General features: G+C 62.3%; 21 protein-coding genes and 1 pseudogene. 11 read left to right on the top strand and 11 right to left on the bottom strand.

Annotated features, from left to right (window positions below):
• Positions 1-13: 13 nt before the first annotated feature.
• Genes ACPQ6D_RS01450 through ACPQ6D_RS01440 form a run of 3 tightly spaced genes read right to left on the bottom strand, consistent with a single transcriptional unit; the run spans position 14 to position 5785 of the window.
• The gene (locus ACPQ6D_RS01450; protein ID WP_423222504.1) at positions 14-4114 is read right to left on the bottom strand and encodes an nSTAND1 domain-containing NTPase; all 4101 of its coding nucleotides are present in this window, start codon (positions 4112-4114) and stop codon (positions 14-16) included.
• Complete coding sequence (locus ACPQ6D_RS01445; RefSeq protein WP_423222503.1) at positions 4111-5109, bottom strand: SIR2 family protein; 999 nt, start codon at positions 5107-5109, stop codon at positions 4111-4113. Before ACPQ6D_RS01445 ends, ACPQ6D_RS01450 begins: the two co-directional genes overlap by 4 nt.
• Positions 5110-5149: 40 nt before the next feature.
• Positions 5150-5785: a GyrI-like domain-containing protein gene (locus ACPQ6D_RS01440; protein WP_423222502.1), complete on the bottom strand. Its 636-nt coding sequence runs from the start codon at positions 5783-5785 to the stop codon at positions 5150-5152.
• A 346-nt stretch (positions 5786-6131) separates the two neighbouring features.
• Here ACPQ6D_RS01440 and ACPQ6D_RS01435 point away from each other — a divergent pair, with 346 nt between their 5' ends.
• The 3 genes from ACPQ6D_RS01435 to ACPQ6D_RS01425 all read left to right on the top strand — a co-directional run bounded on the left by ACPQ6D_RS01435 (position 6132) and on the right by ACPQ6D_RS01425 (position 7194).
• Positions 6132-6431, top strand: coding sequence for a BrnT family toxin (locus ACPQ6D_RS01435; protein ID WP_423222501.1), 300 nt, complete (start codon positions 6132-6134; stop codon positions 6429-6431).
• Positions 6412-6684, top strand: coding sequence for a BrnA antitoxin family protein (locus tag ACPQ6D_RS01430; RefSeq protein ID WP_423222500.1), 273 nt, complete (start codon positions 6412-6414; stop codon positions 6682-6684). The genes ACPQ6D_RS01435 and ACPQ6D_RS01430 overlap by 20 nt, the downstream gene beginning before the upstream one ends.
• 129 nt (positions 6685-6813) lie before the next feature.
• Complete coding sequence (locus tag ACPQ6D_RS01425) at positions 6814-7194, top strand: DUF1801 domain-containing protein (RefSeq protein ID WP_423222499.1); 381 nt, start codon at positions 6814-6816, stop codon at positions 7192-7194.
• A 119-nt stretch (positions 7195-7313) separates the two neighbouring features.
• Here the strand turns inward: ACPQ6D_RS01425 and ACPQ6D_RS01420 are convergent, their stop codons facing one another.
• The 4 genes from ACPQ6D_RS01420 to ACPQ6D_RS01405 are packed head-to-tail and all read right to left on the bottom strand — an operon-like array spanning position 7314 to position 10031.
• Positions 7314-7523 carry a hypothetical protein gene (locus ACPQ6D_RS01420; RefSeq protein ID WP_423222498.1) on the bottom strand — a complete coding sequence of 70 codons (210 nt, stop codon included), beginning with the start codon at positions 7521-7523 and terminating at the stop codon, positions 7314-7316.
• 41 nt (positions 7524-7564) lie between these two features.
• Positions 7565-7831 (bottom strand): DUF6295 family protein, encoded by a 267-nt coding sequence (locus ACPQ6D_RS01415; RefSeq protein WP_423222497.1) that lies wholly within the window; start codon positions 7829-7831, stop codon positions 7565-7567.
• Between the two features lie 11 nt (positions 7832-7842).
• Positions 7843-8613 (bottom strand): dienelactone hydrolase family protein, encoded by a 771-nt coding sequence (locus ACPQ6D_RS01410; protein WP_423222496.1) that lies wholly within the window; start codon positions 8611-8613, stop codon positions 7843-7845.
• Between the two features lie 32 nt (positions 8614-8645).
• Positions 8646-10031 carry a hypothetical protein gene (locus ACPQ6D_RS01405; RefSeq protein ID WP_423222495.1) on the bottom strand — a complete coding sequence of 462 codons (1386 nt, stop codon included), beginning with the start codon at positions 10029-10031 and terminating at the stop codon, positions 8646-8648.
• A 210-nt stretch (positions 10032-10241) separates the two neighbouring features.
• On the opposite strand from ACPQ6D_RS01405, the gene ACPQ6D_RS01400 reads away from it, so the two are divergent.
• The 8 genes from ACPQ6D_RS01400 to ACPQ6D_RS01365 all read left to right on the top strand — a co-directional run bounded on the left by ACPQ6D_RS01400 (position 10242) and on the right by ACPQ6D_RS01365 (position 15343).
• Positions 10242-10640 (top strand): hypothetical protein, encoded by a 399-nt coding sequence (locus tag ACPQ6D_RS01400; protein ID WP_423222494.1) that lies wholly within the window; start codon positions 10242-10244, stop codon positions 10638-10640.
• Positions 10641-10643: 3 nt separating this feature from the next.
• Entirely contained in the window at positions 10644-11072 is a 429-nt protein-coding gene (locus tag ACPQ6D_RS01395) for an HNH endonuclease (RefSeq protein WP_423222493.1), read from the top strand.
• Between the two features lie 36 nt (positions 11073-11108).
• Positions 11109-12947, top strand: a complete 1839-nt coding sequence (locus ACPQ6D_RS01390; protein ID WP_423222492.1) for an APC family permease — start codon at positions 11109-11111, stop codon at positions 12945-12947.
• 183 nt (positions 12948-13130) lie between these two features.
• Positions 13131-13391, top strand: a complete 261-nt coding sequence (locus ACPQ6D_RS01385) for a hypothetical protein (protein WP_423222491.1) — start codon at positions 13131-13133, stop codon at positions 13389-13391.
• The gene (locus tag ACPQ6D_RS01380; RefSeq protein ID WP_423222490.1) at positions 13388-13804 is read left to right on the top strand and encodes a type II toxin-antitoxin system VapC family toxin; all 417 of its coding nucleotides are present in this window, start codon (positions 13388-13390) and stop codon (positions 13802-13804) included. The genes ACPQ6D_RS01385 and ACPQ6D_RS01380 overlap by 4 nt, the downstream gene beginning before the upstream one ends.
• A gap of 101 nt (positions 13805-13905) precedes the next feature.
• Complete coding sequence (locus ACPQ6D_RS01375) at positions 13906-14340, top strand: nitroreductase family deazaflavin-dependent oxidoreductase (RefSeq protein ID WP_423222489.1); 435 nt, start codon at positions 13906-13908, stop codon at positions 14338-14340.
• 99 nt (positions 14341-14439) lie between these two features.
• Positions 14440-14847, top strand: coding sequence for a DUF7317 family protein (locus tag ACPQ6D_RS01370; RefSeq protein WP_423222488.1), 408 nt, complete (start codon positions 14440-14442; stop codon positions 14845-14847).
• Positions 14834-15343: a PIN domain-containing protein gene (locus ACPQ6D_RS01365; RefSeq protein WP_423222487.1), complete on the top strand. Its 510-nt coding sequence runs from the start codon at positions 14834-14836 to the stop codon at positions 15341-15343. Before ACPQ6D_RS01370 ends, ACPQ6D_RS01365 begins: the two co-directional genes overlap by 14 nt.
• A 166-nt stretch (positions 15344-15509) precedes the next feature.
• Here ACPQ6D_RS01365 and ACPQ6D_RS01360 read toward each other — a convergent pair.
• The 4 genes and pseudogenes from ACPQ6D_RS01360 to ACPQ6D_RS01345 all read right to left on the bottom strand — a co-directional run.
• Positions 15510-15707: pseudogene (locus tag ACPQ6D_RS01360) on the bottom strand (hypothetical protein); the annotation flags it as partial.
• A gap of 51 nt (positions 15708-15758) precedes the next feature.
• Complete coding sequence (locus tag ACPQ6D_RS01355; RefSeq protein WP_423222486.1) at positions 15759-15977, bottom strand: hypothetical protein; 219 nt, start codon at positions 15975-15977, stop codon at positions 15759-15761.
• Between the two features lie 46 nt (positions 15978-16023).
• On the bottom strand, positions 16024-16536 hold the full coding sequence (locus ACPQ6D_RS01350) for a PIN domain-containing protein (RefSeq protein ID WP_423222485.1): 513 nt from the start codon (positions 16534-16536) through the stop codon (positions 16024-16026).
• Positions 16533-16829 (bottom strand): UPF0175 family protein, encoded by a 297-nt coding sequence (locus tag ACPQ6D_RS01345; protein WP_423222484.1) that lies wholly within the window; start codon positions 16827-16829, stop codon positions 16533-16535. Before ACPQ6D_RS01345 ends, ACPQ6D_RS01350 begins: the two co-directional genes overlap by 4 nt.
• Positions 16830-16846 lie beyond the last annotated feature (17 nt).

Here is a 16846-nt window from a genome sequence, read left to right as displayed (position 1 = left end):
CCCTATTTTACCACTACTTCGGATTTTGCCCCGGCTTGGGGCAGACCGGGCTGTACGGCTGATCGGGCACGTAGCGATGCCACTCTTGCTCCGTCGGACTGCGGCCCACGGCCAGGCAGATGCGCGATACCAGCTCATCCGGCAGCAGATTATACAGGTGCACGTCGTTGTCGGCCGTGACCAGCCACGGCCCCTGGCTGCTGAACGCGGCCGCGCCGAACGCCGACAGCCAGCGGCTGTCCGCACTGAAGGCCACCTGCACCCCAGACCCGCTGCCCGTGGGCGAACGCAGCACGGCAAACGCGCCGGAGGGATCGGCCGCGGTCAAATCCCATAAAATCACGCGCCGGTCTTCGCCGCTGGTCGCCAGCCAGTGGCTATCGGGGCTGATCGCCAGGGACAGGATGCGGCCGCGGTGCTGATCGAGCACGATGGGCGGCGCGGTGGGGTTATCCAGCCGCACGAGTTGCGCGGTGGCGTCCCAACTGCCGGCGGCGGCCCAGCGTTCGTCAGGGCTGAAGGCTGTGGCGAAGAGGCGCCCCTTGAAAGGTAGTTTCACAACCGGCGCGGATGTGTCTCCCGCCATGTCCCACAGTTGCGCGCTGTTGTCAGGCTCCCACGCGCCGCTCAGCACCCAGCGGCCGCTCGAACTAATCGCCACGGTGCGTACGATGCCAGAATGTCCGCGCAGCAGGCGCGGCGTTTCGTCCGCTACGGGGAGATCGAGGCGCCAGACATTCACTTGACCCCAGTTGTCGCCCGTGACCAGGGCGCGACTATCGGCGCTGAAGGCCAGATCGCGCACACCGCCGCTTGGGGGCAGATCCACAAAGGCAAAGCCAGGGTTGGGCGGGGTTTTCATGTCCCATAAGCGCACGTTGCCATTCCAGTCGCCGACGGTCAGCCAACGGCCGTCTGGACTAAATTTCATTGTCATGATGACGCCCGGCTGATCGAGCCGCTGCCAGTCTACGCCCTGACGCTGAGTGTCCCAGAGCTGCACATAATAGGCGCTGCCTTCAGAGGTCAGCGCAACGTAGCGGCCATCCGGGCTAACCGCCAGAAGATGGTCCGTTTCTGAGCGCAGTCCCAGGCGTCGCGAAGCCAACGCGGGGTTGGCGGTTGAAACATCCCACAGGCGGACCTCTGGCTCAGCGTCGGCTTGGTGCAGAATGGTCGGCCCAGCCGTGGGGGAATGGGCCTGCCACAGACGGACGACGCCATCGCTGCCCGCGCTGGCCAGTTGGGTGGCATCCGGGCTGAAAGCCACGTCATTGACATAGCCTTCATGGCCGCGATACACGTAGGGCAGCCGGGTTAGCTCCTCCAAATCCCAGCGGTAGAAGGTGAAGTCTGCACTGATGGCGGCCAACCAGCGTCCGTCACGACTGAAGACAGGCGCATAGACGCCTGCTTGCGGCTGGCCCACCAGGCGCACGGGGTCATTCCAGCGTCCCTGGTCGTTCAAGCGCCAAAGGTAGCCATTGCTGGCGTAGGTCCGGCTGTCAGGGCTGAACGCCATGGTGTAGGCATAGCCAAAGCCAGCAAAACGTTGTCCCGCGCCAGCCGCGTCATCAGCGCTGGCGCCCGGACCAATGGGACGCAGCTCGGTCAACGTGGGCGTCGAGACGGCCAACCAGGCCCCGTCTGGGCTCAGCGCGGCCTGGGCAATGTATTCATACGCATAGGTGGCTTCAGGGTGGGCAAAATCGTCGCTGGCCCGCCACAGTTGCACCTCTCCATAAAAATTGCCATCTTGTGACGCGGTCATTAAGCGCTGCTCGTCGGCGCTGAACATGGCATTGACGACGCCGACGTAGCGCTGGGGTAGGATGCGCGGAGCGCTAACCTGCGGCGCCGTGGTCATGTCCCACACACGCACCACGCCATCGGCGGTGGCGACTGTCAACCAGCGCCCGGTTGGGCTGAAGGTGAGCCGGGTGACGTTGGCTTCGACCGTGAGCGCCAAAGCTGCGGGCGGCGCATTCTGAAGATCCCACAGGCGCACCGTGTGATCCGCGCTGCTGCTGGCCAGCCAGCGACCGCCAGGGCTAAACGTCACGTGATCTACAGACGCTGCGTGCGCGGCCAGGGACAGAGACTCTCCGATAGGTTGGCGAATGTCCCACAGACGCACCGTGCCATCGGCGCCGCCGCTGGCCAGCCAGAGCACACAGCCGGCGACGCCTGGCGGGGACAGATCGGCGCAGGCCGGGCCAAAGGCCACGCTGTTCGCGGCGCCCTGATGGCCGCGCAGTGGGCTGCCGCCCAGGGAAGCCATCGTGCGCTGCAGTTGATCGAGCGCGGAAGCAGGCTGCAGAATGTCGCGGGTTTGGGCGAACTTGAGCGAAGCGACCGAGAGGAGGGCGCTGCGTTCCGGCTGGGTGCCCTGCGCAAGGGCTGCCTGCGCGTTTGACAGGTAGGCAAGCGCCAACGCGTCCTGAGCCGCCGTTCCAGCCTTGTCCCGTTGGTCTCGGGCAATCTCGCGGTCACGGGTGGCGCGCAGGGCGCTGACCAACGCCACCGTTGCGAGAAGGGCAAAGAGTACGGTCAGGCCGATTGCGGCCATGACGAACCGCCGTTGGCGGCGCGCGGCGGCCGCGCGCTCGGCCTCTGCGCTGGCGGCCACAAACGCCTGTTCCAGATCGCTGAAATCATCGGGATGAGCCTTGGCCAGCGCTTGAAATTCCTTCAGCCGTCCGCCCGTCGCCAATTTGCCTGTTGGCTTGCCAGCCTGCTGCCAGGCCGCGGCCGGCTGGGTCAGTGGATTCTGATTCTTCAGCAGCCAGGCGCGGTTCGCGGCCCGGATCGGCTCCACGAAGCGGTCATGCACCAGCTCGATCCAGGCATCGCCGCTGCGGGCTTCGGCGCGCACCAGGAAGCGCCGCTGCAAGGCGCGCACAACGCTGTTGGGCAGACCGCCTGTCTCGTTCTCACCCTGGTGCACCAGGCCGCGCGTGCCGGCCTCGGTGATCAACTCCTTGTCGAACCAGGTGCGCAGGCCGCGCTCCGTCACGCCCGCGCGCTGCACCTCGCCGTCGGCCAGCGCCACGGCCAGCGTCTCCTCGTAGAACTGCGCCAGCGCCTGGTTCACATCACCCGCGGCCGCCAGATCGTCGAACGTGATGGCATCCGCAGAGATGATGCGGCTGGCTGATTCCGGGTTCCTGGCTTGCTGCAAGCGCTCCCACAACTGATAGCACACCACCTGCAACTGCACCGGCTCAACGTACTGGCCGGCGATCGTGTTCTGCTGGCCTGGCACGCGCACCTGGCGCAGATCGTCCACCAGTCGTTCGGCCACGTCGGGGGCAAAGGGCCTGCCGCCCAACTCGGCCGGTTGGCGCACCGCGTCCAGCGCGGCCGCCACGCCCATGCGCTCCATGTAGAACCTGGCTCGCAGGCGGTTGAAGGTCAGCTCCGCGTACGGATCGAGCGCGGCCACATAATCCTCGCGCAGCGTCAGCGCCACCCACAGGTTGGGATCGTCCAGCAGCGCCTGGTTGAGCTGGCGGAAAAAAGCTTCCCGCTCCTGCCAGCGGCCGGGATGGCTGGTGATGATCTCCTCGAACTGGTCAATCAGCAGGACGAAGCGCGGGCCACGGGGCGCGGCTCGACTGAGCTCGCCGAAGCCCGCGGCGTCTGCGGCCGGCCGCTCCACCACGATCTCCGGCTTGTAGACCCAACGCCAGCTGCGCTGACCATCGGCCGCGACGACGGTCTCTCGCGCCAGCCGGGCCAGGAAGTCGCTTAACCTGACGCCGGCCAGCCGCTCTGGCTGCGTGTCGCTCTGATCTACGCTGGTCATCAGGTTGAAGGCATAGACGTTGTCCACCGTCGCCACGCCAGCCGGCAGCTCGCCCGACACCCGGCCCACCGGCAGCACCTGGAAGCGTTCCTCGTCGCGCAGCTTGGGGATGATGCGCGCATGAAGCAGCGAGCTCTTGCCCGCGCCCGACTGGGCGTAGAACAGCAGCAGGCGCTCGGACACGATGCGCGCGGTCAGGTCGCGGGCCTCGCGCTCGCGGCCAAAGAAGAAACGCTCTTCCTGCTCCGTAAACGTGCGCGGGCCGACGTAGGGGTTGATCGTGGTTTGAGTGGGTGTTGGTGTCATGCCCCGCGCAGCTCCTTTTGCGCGTAGTCCGTCAGGCTGCCCCAGAAGACCTCGAACTTGGCCTCGCGCTGCACATAGTCGGCCACCAGGGTGCGCTCATCCTCGTTGTCCGGCAGTTGGATGCCGCAGACGCCCCGGTCTTCCGCCTTGCCGCTGCGCTTGATCAGCCCGGCGTAGAGCACGCGGAAGGCCCAACTATCGAGGCTGAATCCCAGGACGATCAGGTCGTCCTTGAACGCCTTACGCACCAGCGCCGGCACGAAGTCGGCCGACTGGTCGCCCTGGCCCTGGCAAAGATTGCCCAGGTAGTCCAGGTAATCATCCTCGCTCAGCACCAGCGAATCCACGTAGCGATCGAGGCCCAAGAGATGGTAGACCAGCGGCTCGCGGTCATTGGGCTGGTAGCGATCGTCAATCGCCGTCGCAATCGAGTCGGTCAGGTCCTTGGTCCAGCGGCAGACTTCGGTGCGCGGCGCTTTGCCGGCGCGGCGCAGGGCGTCTTCGATGAAAGTGAAGGGCGTAGTGGTCAGGATCGCCTTGAACGGCAGGTTTGCCAGCAGCAGCAGGGGGTCGTCCTGGCCGCTGAAGCGCGGATAGCCCAGGCGGTTGGCGAATTCCGACGCCGACACCTGGTCCATCTCGGCCGCGGCCTCGTCCAGCGTGTCCTGCGCCACGCCATCGGCCTTGGCCAGGCGGTAAAAATGGTTCTTGACATAGTTCAGGAAATCGAACTTGAGGGCCTGGTCGGTCAGCGGCTTCTCGCGCGGGCGATACTTGTGATACTTGACCAGGTCAACCAGGCTGTTTGCCTGGCCCAGCGGGTACTTGACGTAGCGGGCATAGCTGGCAAGAAACGGCGCGTAGCCGCCCAACATGCGGTCAAAGATCGCCCGGTTGCTGACAATAGGCACCACGCGGCCGGTGCGCAGACGCTCGCGAAAGGTCAAGCGGCCGGTGTCCAGGGCTGGGTTGTCATCATCTACGATCAAGGGCATGGGTCAGGACTCCTCATCAAAGAGCATGGGTCAGGGTTCCTCACGACCTCAACGCTACCGGATGGCGCAGGATGGTCTTCAACTTCTCCGGCGCCGCGTTGCGTGGATCGCCCAGGTAAATCTCGTGATGCTTGCCGATCATCCGGTAGCCGTTCTCCTGGGCGAAGGCGTCCATGCGCGCGATCGTGGCCGGTTCATTGGCGTAGGGGCCGATGTGCATGATCTGCAGCGCCAGGCCCTCGTGGAAGCGCGCCAGGCGCAGTTTGTCCAGGGCCGGGCTGTCGCCGCGCTTCTTGCGCAGCTGCGCCAGGCCCTCGGCAAACATCGCCGGCGTGATGTGATCCGGCTGCAGGATCATGACGGTCCAGCGCCAGTTGCCGGGTTGGGTGATGTTGAACTCGCCCTCCTCAACCCACCACAACCCCTCCAGCGTCATCACCGTATAGTCCAGGGGATTGTCGGCGCGCTGCTTGGACATGAACTTGAGCGTGTAGGTGATGCCGTAGAGCGCGCTCATCGCCTGTTCAAAGGCAGGGGATGTGCCAGGCGCCTGGCCCGGTTCAATCGCGCCGTCAATTTGGGCAAATTGAAACTCGGGCACGTCCACGAGCGCCACCTGCCTGGCCGAGGGGGCGTAGAGATACTTCAACTCCTTGCGCAGATCCATCTTCGGCATTGATGCCTCCTTGAGCGGGCGCCCATGCGGCGCGAGGGGTCACAGAGTCGGGCCGCGGACAGCCACGTTCGTCGCCAGGTGAAAGTATCGCACCAATCGCTGCGGGCGTCAAGCCCTTGCCGCGCAAATTCAACTGGTGACATCTCCTTGTCTTAATCCGCGGCTGATGTTATACTTGCCGCGGTGCTGGGTGGTCGTTGAAAGCGACGGTAGCCGGGTGTCAACCCGTTTCAACGGATTTGGCGTATCAGCCTACGGTTGAAACCGCAGGCTGTGCAGTTTCAGATTTCGTGTTCCCACACATGATGGCTTGACGAATCTCTGTATATGTTGGTAATATACAAATATGGATGTCCTTGACACCCTTGAAGGTTTTGACTGGGACGAGGGAAACAAAGACAAGAATTGGCACAAGCACAACGTATCAAATGCAGAGTGCGAAGAGCCGTTCTTCAATCGGCCTTTCTGGGTGGCTGATGATGTCGGGCATTCGCAGGGCGAGGCGCGGTATTACGTCCTGGGACGGACGAACGCCGGCAGGCTTCTTTTCATTGCGTTCACTGTCCGACAGAACATGATTCGGGTCATCTCGGCGCGAGATATGAGCCGGAAGGAGCGGGAGTTCTATGCTAAAGCAAATTCCTGAGTTTCACGATGAAGACGCTGAGCGTGAGTTCTGGGCGACCCATGATTCTACGGATTTCATGGACTGGGAGAAGGCCAGGAAAATGACCCTGCCCAGGCTCAAACCCACGACGCGGACGATCTCACTGCGTGTCCCGGAATCAATGCTTAATGATCTGAAGATCCTGGCCAATAAACGTGATGTGCCGTATCAGTCGTTCATCAAGATCATCTTACAGGAACGAATTGACAGCGAGCACAGCGCAGTTCCGTAACTTGACTGATTGCCTTTCCAATCCTTCGCCGGTGGTTCAACGCCTGCGGATGCTCAAGGCTGAGCGAGAGAGGGCGCAGGCGCCGGCCGCATGAAAGTACGTTTCTTACTGGACGAGAGGTTTCCACCTATGGATACGACACAGGATCTGCACTCGATTTTCGCGGCGCTGAAAGGCCTGCTTGCGGCCCACGCGCCGCCGTTGACTCCGAAGATGGATGACGCCAGCCATTACGACCTCTGGTCGGTCAAAGACCTGGTGATCGAAGGCCGCAAGCGCCGGGAGGTCTACTTCGCCGGGCTGATCATTCAGAAGGGGTACGTCGGCTTCTACTACATGCCGGTCTACGCCGACGCGGAGATGAAAGCCGCTTTCGCGCCGGAGCTGCTCAAGCTGCTGAAGGGGAAGTCGTGCTTCCACGTCAAACGCCTGACGCCGGAGCTGCTGGGCCAGATCGAGTCCGCGCTGAAGATTGGATATGAGGCGTACCAGGCGCGCGGGTGGGTTTAGGAGGCAGCGGACACCGGCCCACAAGGAACGCAGACGGGGGGTGATGAACCGGAAGAAACGGCTGATGAGCCGCGTCTTGGCAGCATCCCTGCGTTCTTTGTGATCCTTGCGGTGACTGCTCAGGCGTGCTGCGCCGACTGCAGCCGCCGAATGAATTCGGGCCGCAAGGGCGTTCCGCCGCCAGGTCGGCCGAACGCCGACCGGCCTTGCGTCCACGCTTGCCCTGAGCCTTCGGCGAGCGGCTCGACTGAGCTCGCCGAAGGCTCAGTCGAACGCTTGTCGAAGGGCAGGCGCACGCCCGGCGGTGCGCCCATCAGGCGCGATTTCAATCGCTCTCATGCGTGCAACGGCGCACCGCCTGAGGTTACCCTCAATCTATGACCCCCGCTGCCTCCGCTCGCGCCAGGACCTTCTGAATAGTCTCAACCAGGGCGCGCGCGGCTGCGGCGCTGAGCTCTACGGCGACCCTCGCCGTAGGGCCTTGCGCCTCGTTGACGAAGTCAATGTTCAGGGCGTGCTCCATCTGCGCGTTGAACGGATGGTCGAACGACACATTGGCGCGATCCACCGGAAACCAGCCGGCCGGCCCCTTGCCGCTCCCTTCGACCGTCACCTGCTGGACAATCATCGTGCACATGGCGTCCTCCTTTAGCGGTCCGCGGGCGCGGCCAGATGTTTGTCCAGGAACGCGAAGATCTTGTTCCAGCCATCCACGGCCTGCTGCTGCCGGTATACAGGCAGGTGATAGTAAAAGAAACCGTGGCCCGCGCCGGGGTACCTGTGAAACTCGTACTGCTTGCCGTGCTGCTTAAGCGCATCTTCCAACTGGGAAACCTGCGCGGGCGCCGGGCTGCGATCGTCCTCGCCGAACAAGCCTAACAGCGGGCAGGCCAGATCCGCCGTGTAGTCGGCCGGCGAGACGGGCTGCGTGGGGGTCAATTCCTCTTTGGTCATCACCACGCGGCCGCCCCAGCAGTCCACGGCCGCGTCGAAGCCAGGCGCGCGGCACGCAGCCAGGAACGCGTGCCGGCCGCCGGAGCAAGTGCCCCAGATGCCGACCTTGCCGTTGACATAGGCCTGAGAGCGCAGGTAGCGCTGTGCGCCGGCCAGGTCGGCCACGACCTGGTCGTCAGGTACGCCTCCTTGAGCGCGCACCGCAGCGGCCACATCTTCGACGCTGCCGTGCCCGCTGCGGTAATAGAGGTTGGGCGACAGCGCCGCGTAGCCGTGGTGCGCAAACTTGCGGGTCGCCTCGCGATACCATTCATCCCAGCCGGGCAGGTGGTGAACCACCACCATCGCGGGAAAAGGCCCGGGGCCTAACGGTCGCGCGAAGTAGGCGTTGATGAGGTCGCCGTTCGCGCCGGGCAGCATGACCGTCTCGGCCAGCATGCCCTCGTACATATCGGTTTGGTACATTTTGCTCTCCTTCAAAGTTTAGCCGCATGAACTTAGGGATTGGGGGCCGGGCTGGGCGATTGCCGCAGGATGGGCAGGCGCAGGTCGTGCGACTTCCCGTAGCCCTCTGGGAAGATGTACGTGCCGCGCGCATCGGCCGGTTTGTCCTGCTCGACCGGGATGCGATACTGATCCGCGTACGGGTCATGGCGAATGCCGGTGACTTGCCAGGATACCTTCATGCCGGGCGCACCGCCCGCGATGCCGAAGTGGTTGTCCTTGACTTCTTGGGCGATGTACAGGCCGGGCGCGGGCGCGCCGATCGCCGTGAGCTGGTAGCGGAAGTCCTTGTTCAGCGCCTCGAACCAGTCCGGCAGTTCAACCACAGCCGCACCCGCGGCATCGAGGATAGCTACCCCATCGTAGATGTTCTTCATGTCGGGCGATTCGACGAACGAATGGTTGAGGTACTTGTTGGCCGGATCGAGCGGGTGGTCAATGCGAAACGCGCCGCCATTCTTGTACAGCGTGCCGACTGTCCATGTGTTGCCATAGAACAAGCCGGCATATCCTGTCGCGCTGCCGCCATTGTCGCCGCGAATCGCCTGGCGACCACTGTCGCTGCCGTTGACAATTCCTTGCGTGCCAATGTAGGCCGACAGGCCATACACGCCGGCGCTGAACGCGGCATAGGATTGGCCGTAGACGCCGATCTGGGAGTTGCTCCGCCCACCGACGCCGTAGCTCGAGTCGCTGTAGCCGTTCACGCCCCAGTTCGAGCTGCTGTTGCCGCTCACACCGACGCCGTTGGACGAATTGCCGTACACGGCCGTGCCGCCGCTGGCCTCGACGTGGAGCTTGCCGCCGGTCGGGCTGACCGTGTTGATGCCGACATTGCCGCCAGGGTTCTGCAGGAGCAAATTCTTGGGCGTGAACGTGCCGTAGTCAAAGCCAAAAATGTACCCCTGTTGGCCGATAAAGCCGATGGCGATGCCCTTGCCCGCACCCGCCGGCAGCGGGGTGCTGTCGCCCTGGAACCAACTGGTGCCGACGACGTTGAAGGGCGCTTGCGGTGCGTTGGTGCCGATGCCGACGTTGCCGCCGGCCGGCTGCACAATCAGCGGCTGGCCGTCGGTCGTGCCGATATAGTTGATCGTCGGATCAGTGCCGGCGTTGCCGGTGAGCAGCCAGCCGTCGCCGCCGCCAGTCCACGTGCCGGTCTCACCCCAATGGCTGGCCGTGAGCTGGACGTCGAAGATGTCAATGTCGCCGTCGTGGTCCACGTCGCAGGTTGGGTCGTAAGTCCCAGGTATGCTGAGAGAGCAGTCGGTGGCCGTGGGGGCGGTAGGCTGCGCCTGCGCCGCGGCCAGGCCGCTGCCCAGGATGAACAGGGCACACAAGGCAACGATGCTCTGATGGAGCTGAAGTTTGTACGACATGTGGCTGAATATCCTCCTCATCGTCATGGTTCGCTACATGGATTGCTCACTGCTGGTCGCCGAGACCGATGGCAATCATCGAAGCACGATACCACAGAAACCGACCGTGGTATGTCAGGAGAAAACCCATTGAAGGGTTTGACACCCACAGCGCGATAGGCTATACTCCGCGAACGAAGGAGGGTGTACTCGGATATGAATGCTCATCTTGTGACGCTGACGCTCCCTGAATCACTGTATCAAACAGCCATTCGCGTGGCCGCGCTGACCGGGAAGCCGCTAGAGGCAGTTCTTCAATCAGGCATCGCACATGCTTTGTCGCCTCTGGATGATGTGCCGCTCGAAGAAATGAGCGAACTGGCAGCGTTGGCATTGCTTGACGATGCGGCGCTGTGGCAGGTCGCGCGCTCGATGATGAGCGACGCGGACCAGGTCAACCTACGAAAGTTGGCAGAGACGCAGACGGAACGTACGCTGACGACGGCCGAACAAAAACATCAACAGGAATTACTGGATACCTATGGCCGAGTGACCCTCCGCAAGGCGCACGCTTACATGCTCCTGGCACGTCGCGGTTATCGGGTTCCGATGCAGGAACGATCTTTGTAACCGATGCCTCACCCTTTCATTCCCCAATCGTTACGCGACCAGGTTGCTGCAGAGGCGGGCTATCGCTGTGGCTACTGTTTGACTCCCCAATCGTTCACCGCGATGCCGATGCACATCGAGCATATTATTCCTGTTGTTGAGGGTGGCCAATCCACGGTAGAGAACTTATGGTTGGCATGCCCACTATGCAACGGCTATAAAGGTATCCAGACGCACGGTATTGATGCCGTAGCTCATGAACGCGTGCCGTTATTCAATCCGCGTACAGAAATCTGGAGCGACCATTTTTGCTGGAGCGAAGATGGCACAGAGGTTATCGGGACAACATCCGTCGGTCGCGTGACGGTCGTTGCTTTGCGACTCAACAACGTACATCTGGTACGAGCCCGACGTCGTTGGGTTGCTGCCGGCTGGCATCCACCGCTGAATTGATCTCATCACTTTTCGGGTGGTGGCGAAGGCCGCATTATGCTCGATAGCCTGAAGAATCTCCTCATCGGTTCCCCAGTTCCCACCAAACAACTTGCCGAAACACGCTTGAACAAGGTGCGCGCCCTGGCCTCCTTCTCTCCGGGCGCGCTCTCCTCCATTGCCTACGCGAACCAGGAAATCTACCTGGCCCTGGTGGTCGCGGGCAGCGTCGGCCTCAGCCAGGCCGGGCCAATCAGCCTGGCGATCACGGCCCTCCTGCTGATCGTGGCCCTCTCCTATTACCAGACCATCCACGGCTACCCGTCGGGCGGCGGCTCCTACGTGGTGGCGCGGGAAAACCTGGGGACGTTATCCGGCCTGCTCGCGGCCTCGGCGCTGCTCGTGGATTACGTCCTGACGGCCGCCGTCAGCCTGACCGCCGGCCTGGAAGCGATGGCCTCGGCCGCACCCGCCCTGTGGCCGTATCGGGTGCTCGCGGCCCTGCTCATCCTGGCCGTCGTCACCCTGGTCAACCTGCGCGGCGCACGTGAGACCAGCAGCCTGATGACGATCCCGGTCTACCTCTTCTTACTCTGCTACTTCCCCATGCTGGCGCTCGGCGCCTGGCGCGTGATCAGCGCAGGACCGGTCGCGCTGGCCGCTGCCGCGCCGACGGCCCTGCAACCGCTGACCATGCTCCTGCTGCTGCGCGCGTTCGCCACCGGCTGCACCGCGATGACCGGCATCGAGGCCGTCAGCAATGGGGTGCCGGTGTTTCGCGCCCCGGCCGCGCAGAACGCCGGCCGCACCCTCCTGGTCATGGCCGTGCTGATGAGCGCGCTGTTCGCGGCCAGCATTTGGATCACGCAATCGTTGGCTGTCGTCAGCGGCCCGCAGGAGACCATCCTTTCGGCCCTGGCGCGGCGCATTCTGGGCACGGGACCTGCCTACTGGATCATCCAGGTCAGCACGTTGTTGATCCTGGCCGTCGCGGCCAACACCAGTTTCGCCGGCTTTCCGCAGCTGGCCGCGCTGCTGGCGCGCGACGGTTTCCTGCCCCGCCAATTATCCGGCCTGGGCGACCGCCTGGTATTTGCTAATGGCATTTTATGGCTGGCGCTGATCACCGCGGCGTTGATCATCGTCTCCCGCGGCGACAGCCATGCGCTGATTCCCCTTTTTGCGGTTGGCGCCTTCCTGGCCTACACCCTCTCGCAGATCGGCATGGTGCGGCACTGGGCGCGCACGCAGGGGCGCGGCTGGCAGCTCAAGGCCGCGATCAACGGCCTGGGCGCGGCGGCCACCGGCGTCACGCTGTTGGTGGTGCTCCTGGAGAAGTTCCGCGACGGCGCGTGGTTGACCGTCATCGCCATTCCGGCCCTGACGCTCGGATTCGGGCAGATCCGCCGTCACTATCGCGCGGTCGCCAGCCAGCTTTCACTGCGTGGCCTGCCGCCGTCGCTCAAGCCTTTTCCTGCGCCGCGCGTCGTTATTCCCATCTCCGGCATCCATCGCGGCATCGTAGACGCGTTAGGCTTTGCGCGCACCATTTCGCAGGATGTCACCGCAGTCTACGTGGAGCTTGAGCCAGAACAAGGCATGCGTATCCAGCAAGAATGGGCTGCGTGGTGGCCGGACGTGCCGCTGGTCGTGGTGCCATCGCCCTACCGTTCGCTCGTGGGACCGCTGCTGGACTACCTCGACGCCACCGATCGCGAGCACCATGACGGGCAGCTTGCCGTGGTGCTCTTGCCCGAATTTGTGCCGGCCCAGCGCTGGCATGGCATTCTGCACAATCAGACCGCGCGCTTACTCAAGGCCGCGCTCCTCTACCGCCGGCGCCGACTAGGCTTCCAGCGCGTCATCATTGATGTGCCCTATCATCTACGGCGGTGACCCCGCCCCGCTCAGCGCGGTGATCAAGCTGAAGCCTCAATAGCGCGCCTAATTTGGGTGAGACGCCCCACAACAGGGTTTTGTAACGCTGCTGTCCTAACTTATTGAGTAGAGGATCCCTGTGCTATAATGTTCACCACAAGCATGGAAGAAGCCGATAAATCCGCTTCTTCGAGGAGTAGAATGATGAACGGTAACGGAATGGTGGTTCAATTGACGTTATCCGCCCAGCAGGCTGAGTTGTTGAGCGTTGTTGCACACACGCAACGACTCGCACCGATTGAAGCCATCGAGATAGCATTGACAGAATGGCTAGAAAGACAAGTTCGTCTGGATAAGGCACGTCAAGCCATGCGCGAGTTAAGTCGGGGCCTGGGCGAAGGGTCGAGTCACGATGTAGCGCGTAAGCATGACACCTATCTTTACGGCAGACCGGCCGCATGACTGCCGTCTTTGTGGACACCTGGGCCTGGTACGCCATGATCGATAAGGCGGATGATGACCATCTCATTGCCCAGTTGACCAGTGAAGAACTTCTGGACCGGGGGCACACCTTCGTTACCACGAACTTCGTGCTGGATGAAGCCATCACACTGATTCGTTACCGGGTCGGCCATGCAATCGCTGTGCAGTTCCGGCACAAGATTCAGCAAATGACTGTGGGCGAGCTATTGAACCTGGTGCGTGTCACTGCCGCACACGAAGCTGCAGCCTGGATCATATTCGAGAAGTATGCCGACCAGGAATTCTCATTTACGGACTGTTGTTCCTTTGCTGTCATGCGCGCCATGAACCTTTCTCAAGTTTTCACCGCTGATGGTCACTTCGCCACAATGGGATTCGTGCGGATCCCCTGAGTCACTACGCTGGCTGGCTATCTGGCGGCAATCTCGGCGGCAAGGATTGACTGCGCTTGCGCCCGGTGACACTGCCTGCGACCCTTCACCAAGGGAAAAGTATGAACGGAAATAGCTTCATTGCGTGGCTGCTGCGTTCGCCTCTGCATGGCTTGCTCAGCAGCAACACCCTGCTCATCACCGTGACCGGCCGCAAGACCGGCCGGCCGATCACCACCCCGGTCAACTACGTGCGCGACGGCGACCGGCTGTGGATCATTTCCAACCGTGACCGCACCTGGTGGCGCAACCTGGCCGGCGGGGCGCCGGTGACCGTGCGCGTGCGTGGTCGTGACCTGCGCGGCGTAGCCGAGGCGCTGTTGGAGCCGGAAGTGGTTGCGGCCCGTCTGCCCGCGTACCTGCGGGGCATGCCCATGGCCGCGCGTGCGTTGGGGGTGAGGCCTGCGCCCGGTCAAGCGGACGCCTGGCAGCCGGAGGACGTGGCCCGCGCCGCCGCCACGCGCGTGCTGATCGAGATCAGGCTGCAGAGCGCGTGAGAGGGCAAATCGCTTTACAAGCCCGTGCTTGATGATATAATACGCTCAACCACGTTGAAGCGCAATAGCATTTCAGAAGCGAGAGGGCGACATGACGAGATGAAAACACTTACTCTGCAAGAAACGCCAACGTTTTACACCTTGGAAGTTGATCGGACGGCGGCGGTGCAAGAACCGGCGCTTCTCCAAGCCAACGGCCAGCCCGTGGCGATCTTGGTGCCGGTCTCGGAGTACGCCGAATACCAACAGTGGCGCAAGAATCGGAGCGCCCGCAGCAGGCGCAATCGGGGTGTCACTTTTGAAGAGATCGAGAACGCCATCACGGCCTATCAGAACCGCGAAATCACCCTGGAACGTGCCGCCGAGAAAAGCGGCATGACACGCTGGGAGCTTATGAAACTCCTTAAGCAAAGAGGCACTCCAGTGACGATCGAGGTGCCTTCCGTCGCCGAAATGGATCAGTCTATCGACGCGCTGTTGGAGCTTCAGTCGCATGGTCGTGTCTGATACGAATATCTTGACCTCTTTTGCGGCTGCTCGTGCCTTAGACCTCCTCCTAAAAGCCCTGTCGGTGCAAACCATCTTCATTCCACCCGCGGTCAAGCGAGAGATTGAAGCGGGTCTTGCTCGCCATGTCAGACACCTGCAGCCAGTTCTTGACATGATGACACAGGGTTTCATCGGGGTACTCGATTTGGAGTCAGAAGATCAGGCACGGCTGGCCCTGTTGCCACCCAGTTTCGGCCCAGGTGAACGAGAAGCCGTTGCGCTCTGCCAGCGACTGGGCGCGATCCTCCTTTGTAATGACCACCAGGTGCTGAGGTACTGCGCCCATCAAACCATCCTCGCGCTTGATCTGCCGACGCTGCTGCGGTTGCTCTGGCTTAACGGCCTTGTCAGCCAGGCCACAGTCAGGACCATGATCGTGCGAATGGAAAAAATCGAACACCTGGTATTGCGCAATGCTGATCGTATCTTCACACCGCGCACCGCTCTTGAATAGAGCTCGTTGTTTGCACTACCGAAACCTGGTGTTCACCTCCAATTTCCTGACAATCGTCTGCTCATCACCGCCTGCCCTCTGTTCACCCGCGGTCTCCTAACTGCCGCGCAACAGCATCCGCTCGACACGACGGGGCACTCCGCCCAGGCCAGGTCACGAAGCCGACTTACCCATTCCACGGCAAGATCAGCAGGCCGTCCTCCCCATCGGCCACATAGATCAGCCTGCCTAGGACGCTGACGCCAAAGGCAAACCCCGGCGTATCGTACGCGCCGCGCCAGGTCGGGTTGGTCGGATTGCTGACGTCAATGATCTGCAGGCTGCTCCCATCGGCCACATAGGCCAGGTTGCCCACCACGCTGACCTCATTGGCATACTCCGGCGAACTATGTAGCTTCTTTCCAGGGAAATCGGACTACGGCGCTCTTGGTGTCCCCGTTGGTCCCGCCGGCGTTGGTGCCGCGCCTCCGCCGCCCAGCTCGACCTGCACCACGCGCGGGGGCGCTTCCGGCCCGATTCGTTGATAAGGCTCCATCTGCACGACGGCGACGGTCCAGAAATAGCGCCCACTCCCGCCTTTCACGACGCCGAAAGCGGACGCGACCGAGCACGCGCTCGATGACGTATTTGCCATTCAGCAACGATTCATGGGGTTTGAGTGTCATTGAGTGTCTCGTGTATCAAGAGTGAGCCAACAGATGCCCAAGGTCACTCACGGGCGACCGGTAATGAGCCTTCTCAATCATTGCCATCAGCAACGCATTGGCTTCATGAATAGTCAATCTTGCATCCTGGACAGTTAGCAACAGGACACCCAATGTGCCAGATATGGGGATCTTCCACTGCTGGGCCTGGCGTCGTGCCGCGCGATCGTCAGTGAGAAAACCCCATCCACGCTGACGTGCCATGCACAAACACGCCACCTCGCCGCGATGAAGGTAACCGGGCAAGGTGGTTGCCAGGGTCAGCTCCTCGTCCGTCATGGCAATCAAATGCAACCAGCCGCGGCGATCGAGAGGCACAATCATGCGCTCGATGCCATCGTAGAAAGCGTAGCCCGCCATCTGGCCGGCGGCAATTTCGTCATAGACTTCGTTCGGAAGGTACAAAGGGCCAGCCGTGTCACGCAGCAAATCAAGCGCTTGTGTCGCAGCAAAATTCGATAGCACCGTGGTGTTCACGAGCCGATTCATGACCGCATCCTGCGCAGTGACTCGACTTCAGCCAGCGCTTCTTCTACAGTTTCAGGCCCCAGTCGTAGGGGAACACTACGCTCGGCCAGGATTCCCTTCATCCGATCAAATGACACTCCTGCCAGGGCAGCGGCTTTGGCAACAGACAATTCTTCGGTGCGATAACGATGAATGGCGACATCAACACGTACGCCAGGCCGTTCCTGCCACAAGACGCGCAGCGCTTCTTGAATCGCGGTATTGACATCGGGAAAGATGCCCGCTTTGACTAATTCTTGTGCCTGAATGGTCATGGTAAGCCTCCTTATCT

The sequence above is a fragment of the Candidatus Amarolinea aalborgensis genome (assembly GCF_900491745.1).
GTDB classification, from domain to species: Bacteria; Chloroflexota; Anaerolineae; order SSC4; family Amarolineaceae; genus Amarolinea; species Amarolinea aalborgensis.
The sequence above is the reverse complement of the archived record's forward strand: the minus strand, read 5'-3'. Positions and strand labels throughout refer to the sequence as shown.

What these genes read in the sequence shown, in the direction of transcription:
- ACPQ6D_RS01415 (WP_423222497.1), bottom strand. Translation starts at nt 7,831, where the DNA reads ATGTGCACGATGATTGTCCAGCAGGTGACGGTCGAAGGGAGCGGCAAG.
- ACPQ6D_RS01375 (WP_423222489.1), top strand. Translation starts at nt 13,906, where the DNA reads ATGAACGGAAATAGCTTCATTGCGTGGCTGCTGCGTTCGCCTCTGCAT.
- ACPQ6D_RS01435 (WP_423222501.1), top strand. Translation starts at nt 6,132, where the DNA reads ATGGATGTCCTTGACACCCTTGAAGGTTTTGACTGGGACGAGGGAAAC.
- ACPQ6D_RS01390 (WP_423222492.1), top strand. Translation starts at nt 11,109, where the DNA reads ATGCTCGATAGCCTGAAGAATCTCCTCATCGGTTCCCCAGTTCCCACC.
- ACPQ6D_RS01350 (WP_423222485.1), bottom strand. Translation starts at nt 16,536, where the DNA reads ATGAATCGGCTCGTGAACACCACGGTGCTATCGAATTTTGCTGCGACA.
- ACPQ6D_RS01345 (WP_423222484.1), bottom strand. Translation starts at nt 16,829, where the DNA reads ATGACCATTCAGGCACAAGAATTAGTCAAAGCGGGCATCTTTCCCGAT.
- ACPQ6D_RS01440 (WP_423222502.1), bottom strand. Translation starts at nt 5,785, where the DNA reads ATGCCGAAGATGGATCTGCGCAAGGAGTTGAAGTATCTCTACGCCCCC.
- ACPQ6D_RS01405 (WP_423222495.1), bottom strand. Translation starts at nt 10,031, where the DNA reads ATGTCGTACAAACTTCAGCTCCATCAGAGCATCGTTGCCTTGTGTGCC.
- ACPQ6D_RS01355 (WP_423222486.1), bottom strand. Translation starts at nt 15,977, where the DNA reads ATGGCAAATACGTCATCGAGCGCGTGCTCGGTCGCGTCCGCTTTCGGC.
- ACPQ6D_RS01425 (WP_423222499.1), top strand. Translation starts at nt 6,814, where the DNA reads ATGGATACGACACAGGATCTGCACTCGATTTTCGCGGCGCTGAAAGGC.
- ACPQ6D_RS01370 (WP_423222488.1), top strand. Translation starts at nt 14,440, where the DNA reads ATGAAAACACTTACTCTGCAAGAAACGCCAACGTTTTACACCTTGGAA.
- ACPQ6D_RS01365 (WP_423222487.1), top strand. Translation starts at nt 14,834, where the DNA reads ATGGTCGTGTCTGATACGAATATCTTGACCTCTTTTGCGGCTGCTCGT.
- ACPQ6D_RS01450 (WP_423222504.1), bottom strand. Translation starts at nt 4,114, where the DNA reads ATGACACCAACACCCACTCAAACCACGATCAACCCCTACGTCGGCCCG.
- ACPQ6D_RS01385 (WP_423222491.1), top strand. Translation starts at nt 13,131, where the DNA reads ATGATGAACGGTAACGGAATGGTGGTTCAATTGACGTTATCCGCCCAG.
- ACPQ6D_RS01395 (WP_423222493.1), top strand. Translation starts at nt 10,644, where the DNA reads ATGCCTCACCCTTTCATTCCCCAATCGTTACGCGACCAGGTTGCTGCA.
- ACPQ6D_RS01445 (WP_423222503.1), bottom strand. Translation starts at nt 5,109, where the DNA reads ATGCCCTTGATCGTAGATGATGACAACCCAGCCCTGGACACCGGCCGC.
- ACPQ6D_RS01410 (WP_423222496.1), bottom strand. Translation starts at nt 8,613, where the DNA reads ATGTACCAAACCGATATGTACGAGGGCATGCTGGCCGAGACGGTCATG.
- ACPQ6D_RS01380 (WP_423222490.1), top strand. Translation starts at nt 13,388, where the DNA reads ATGACTGCCGTCTTTGTGGACACCTGGGCCTGGTACGCCATGATCGAT.
- ACPQ6D_RS01430 (WP_423222500.1), top strand. Translation starts at nt 6,412, where the DNA reads ATGCTAAAGCAAATTCCTGAGTTTCACGATGAAGACGCTGAGCGTGAG.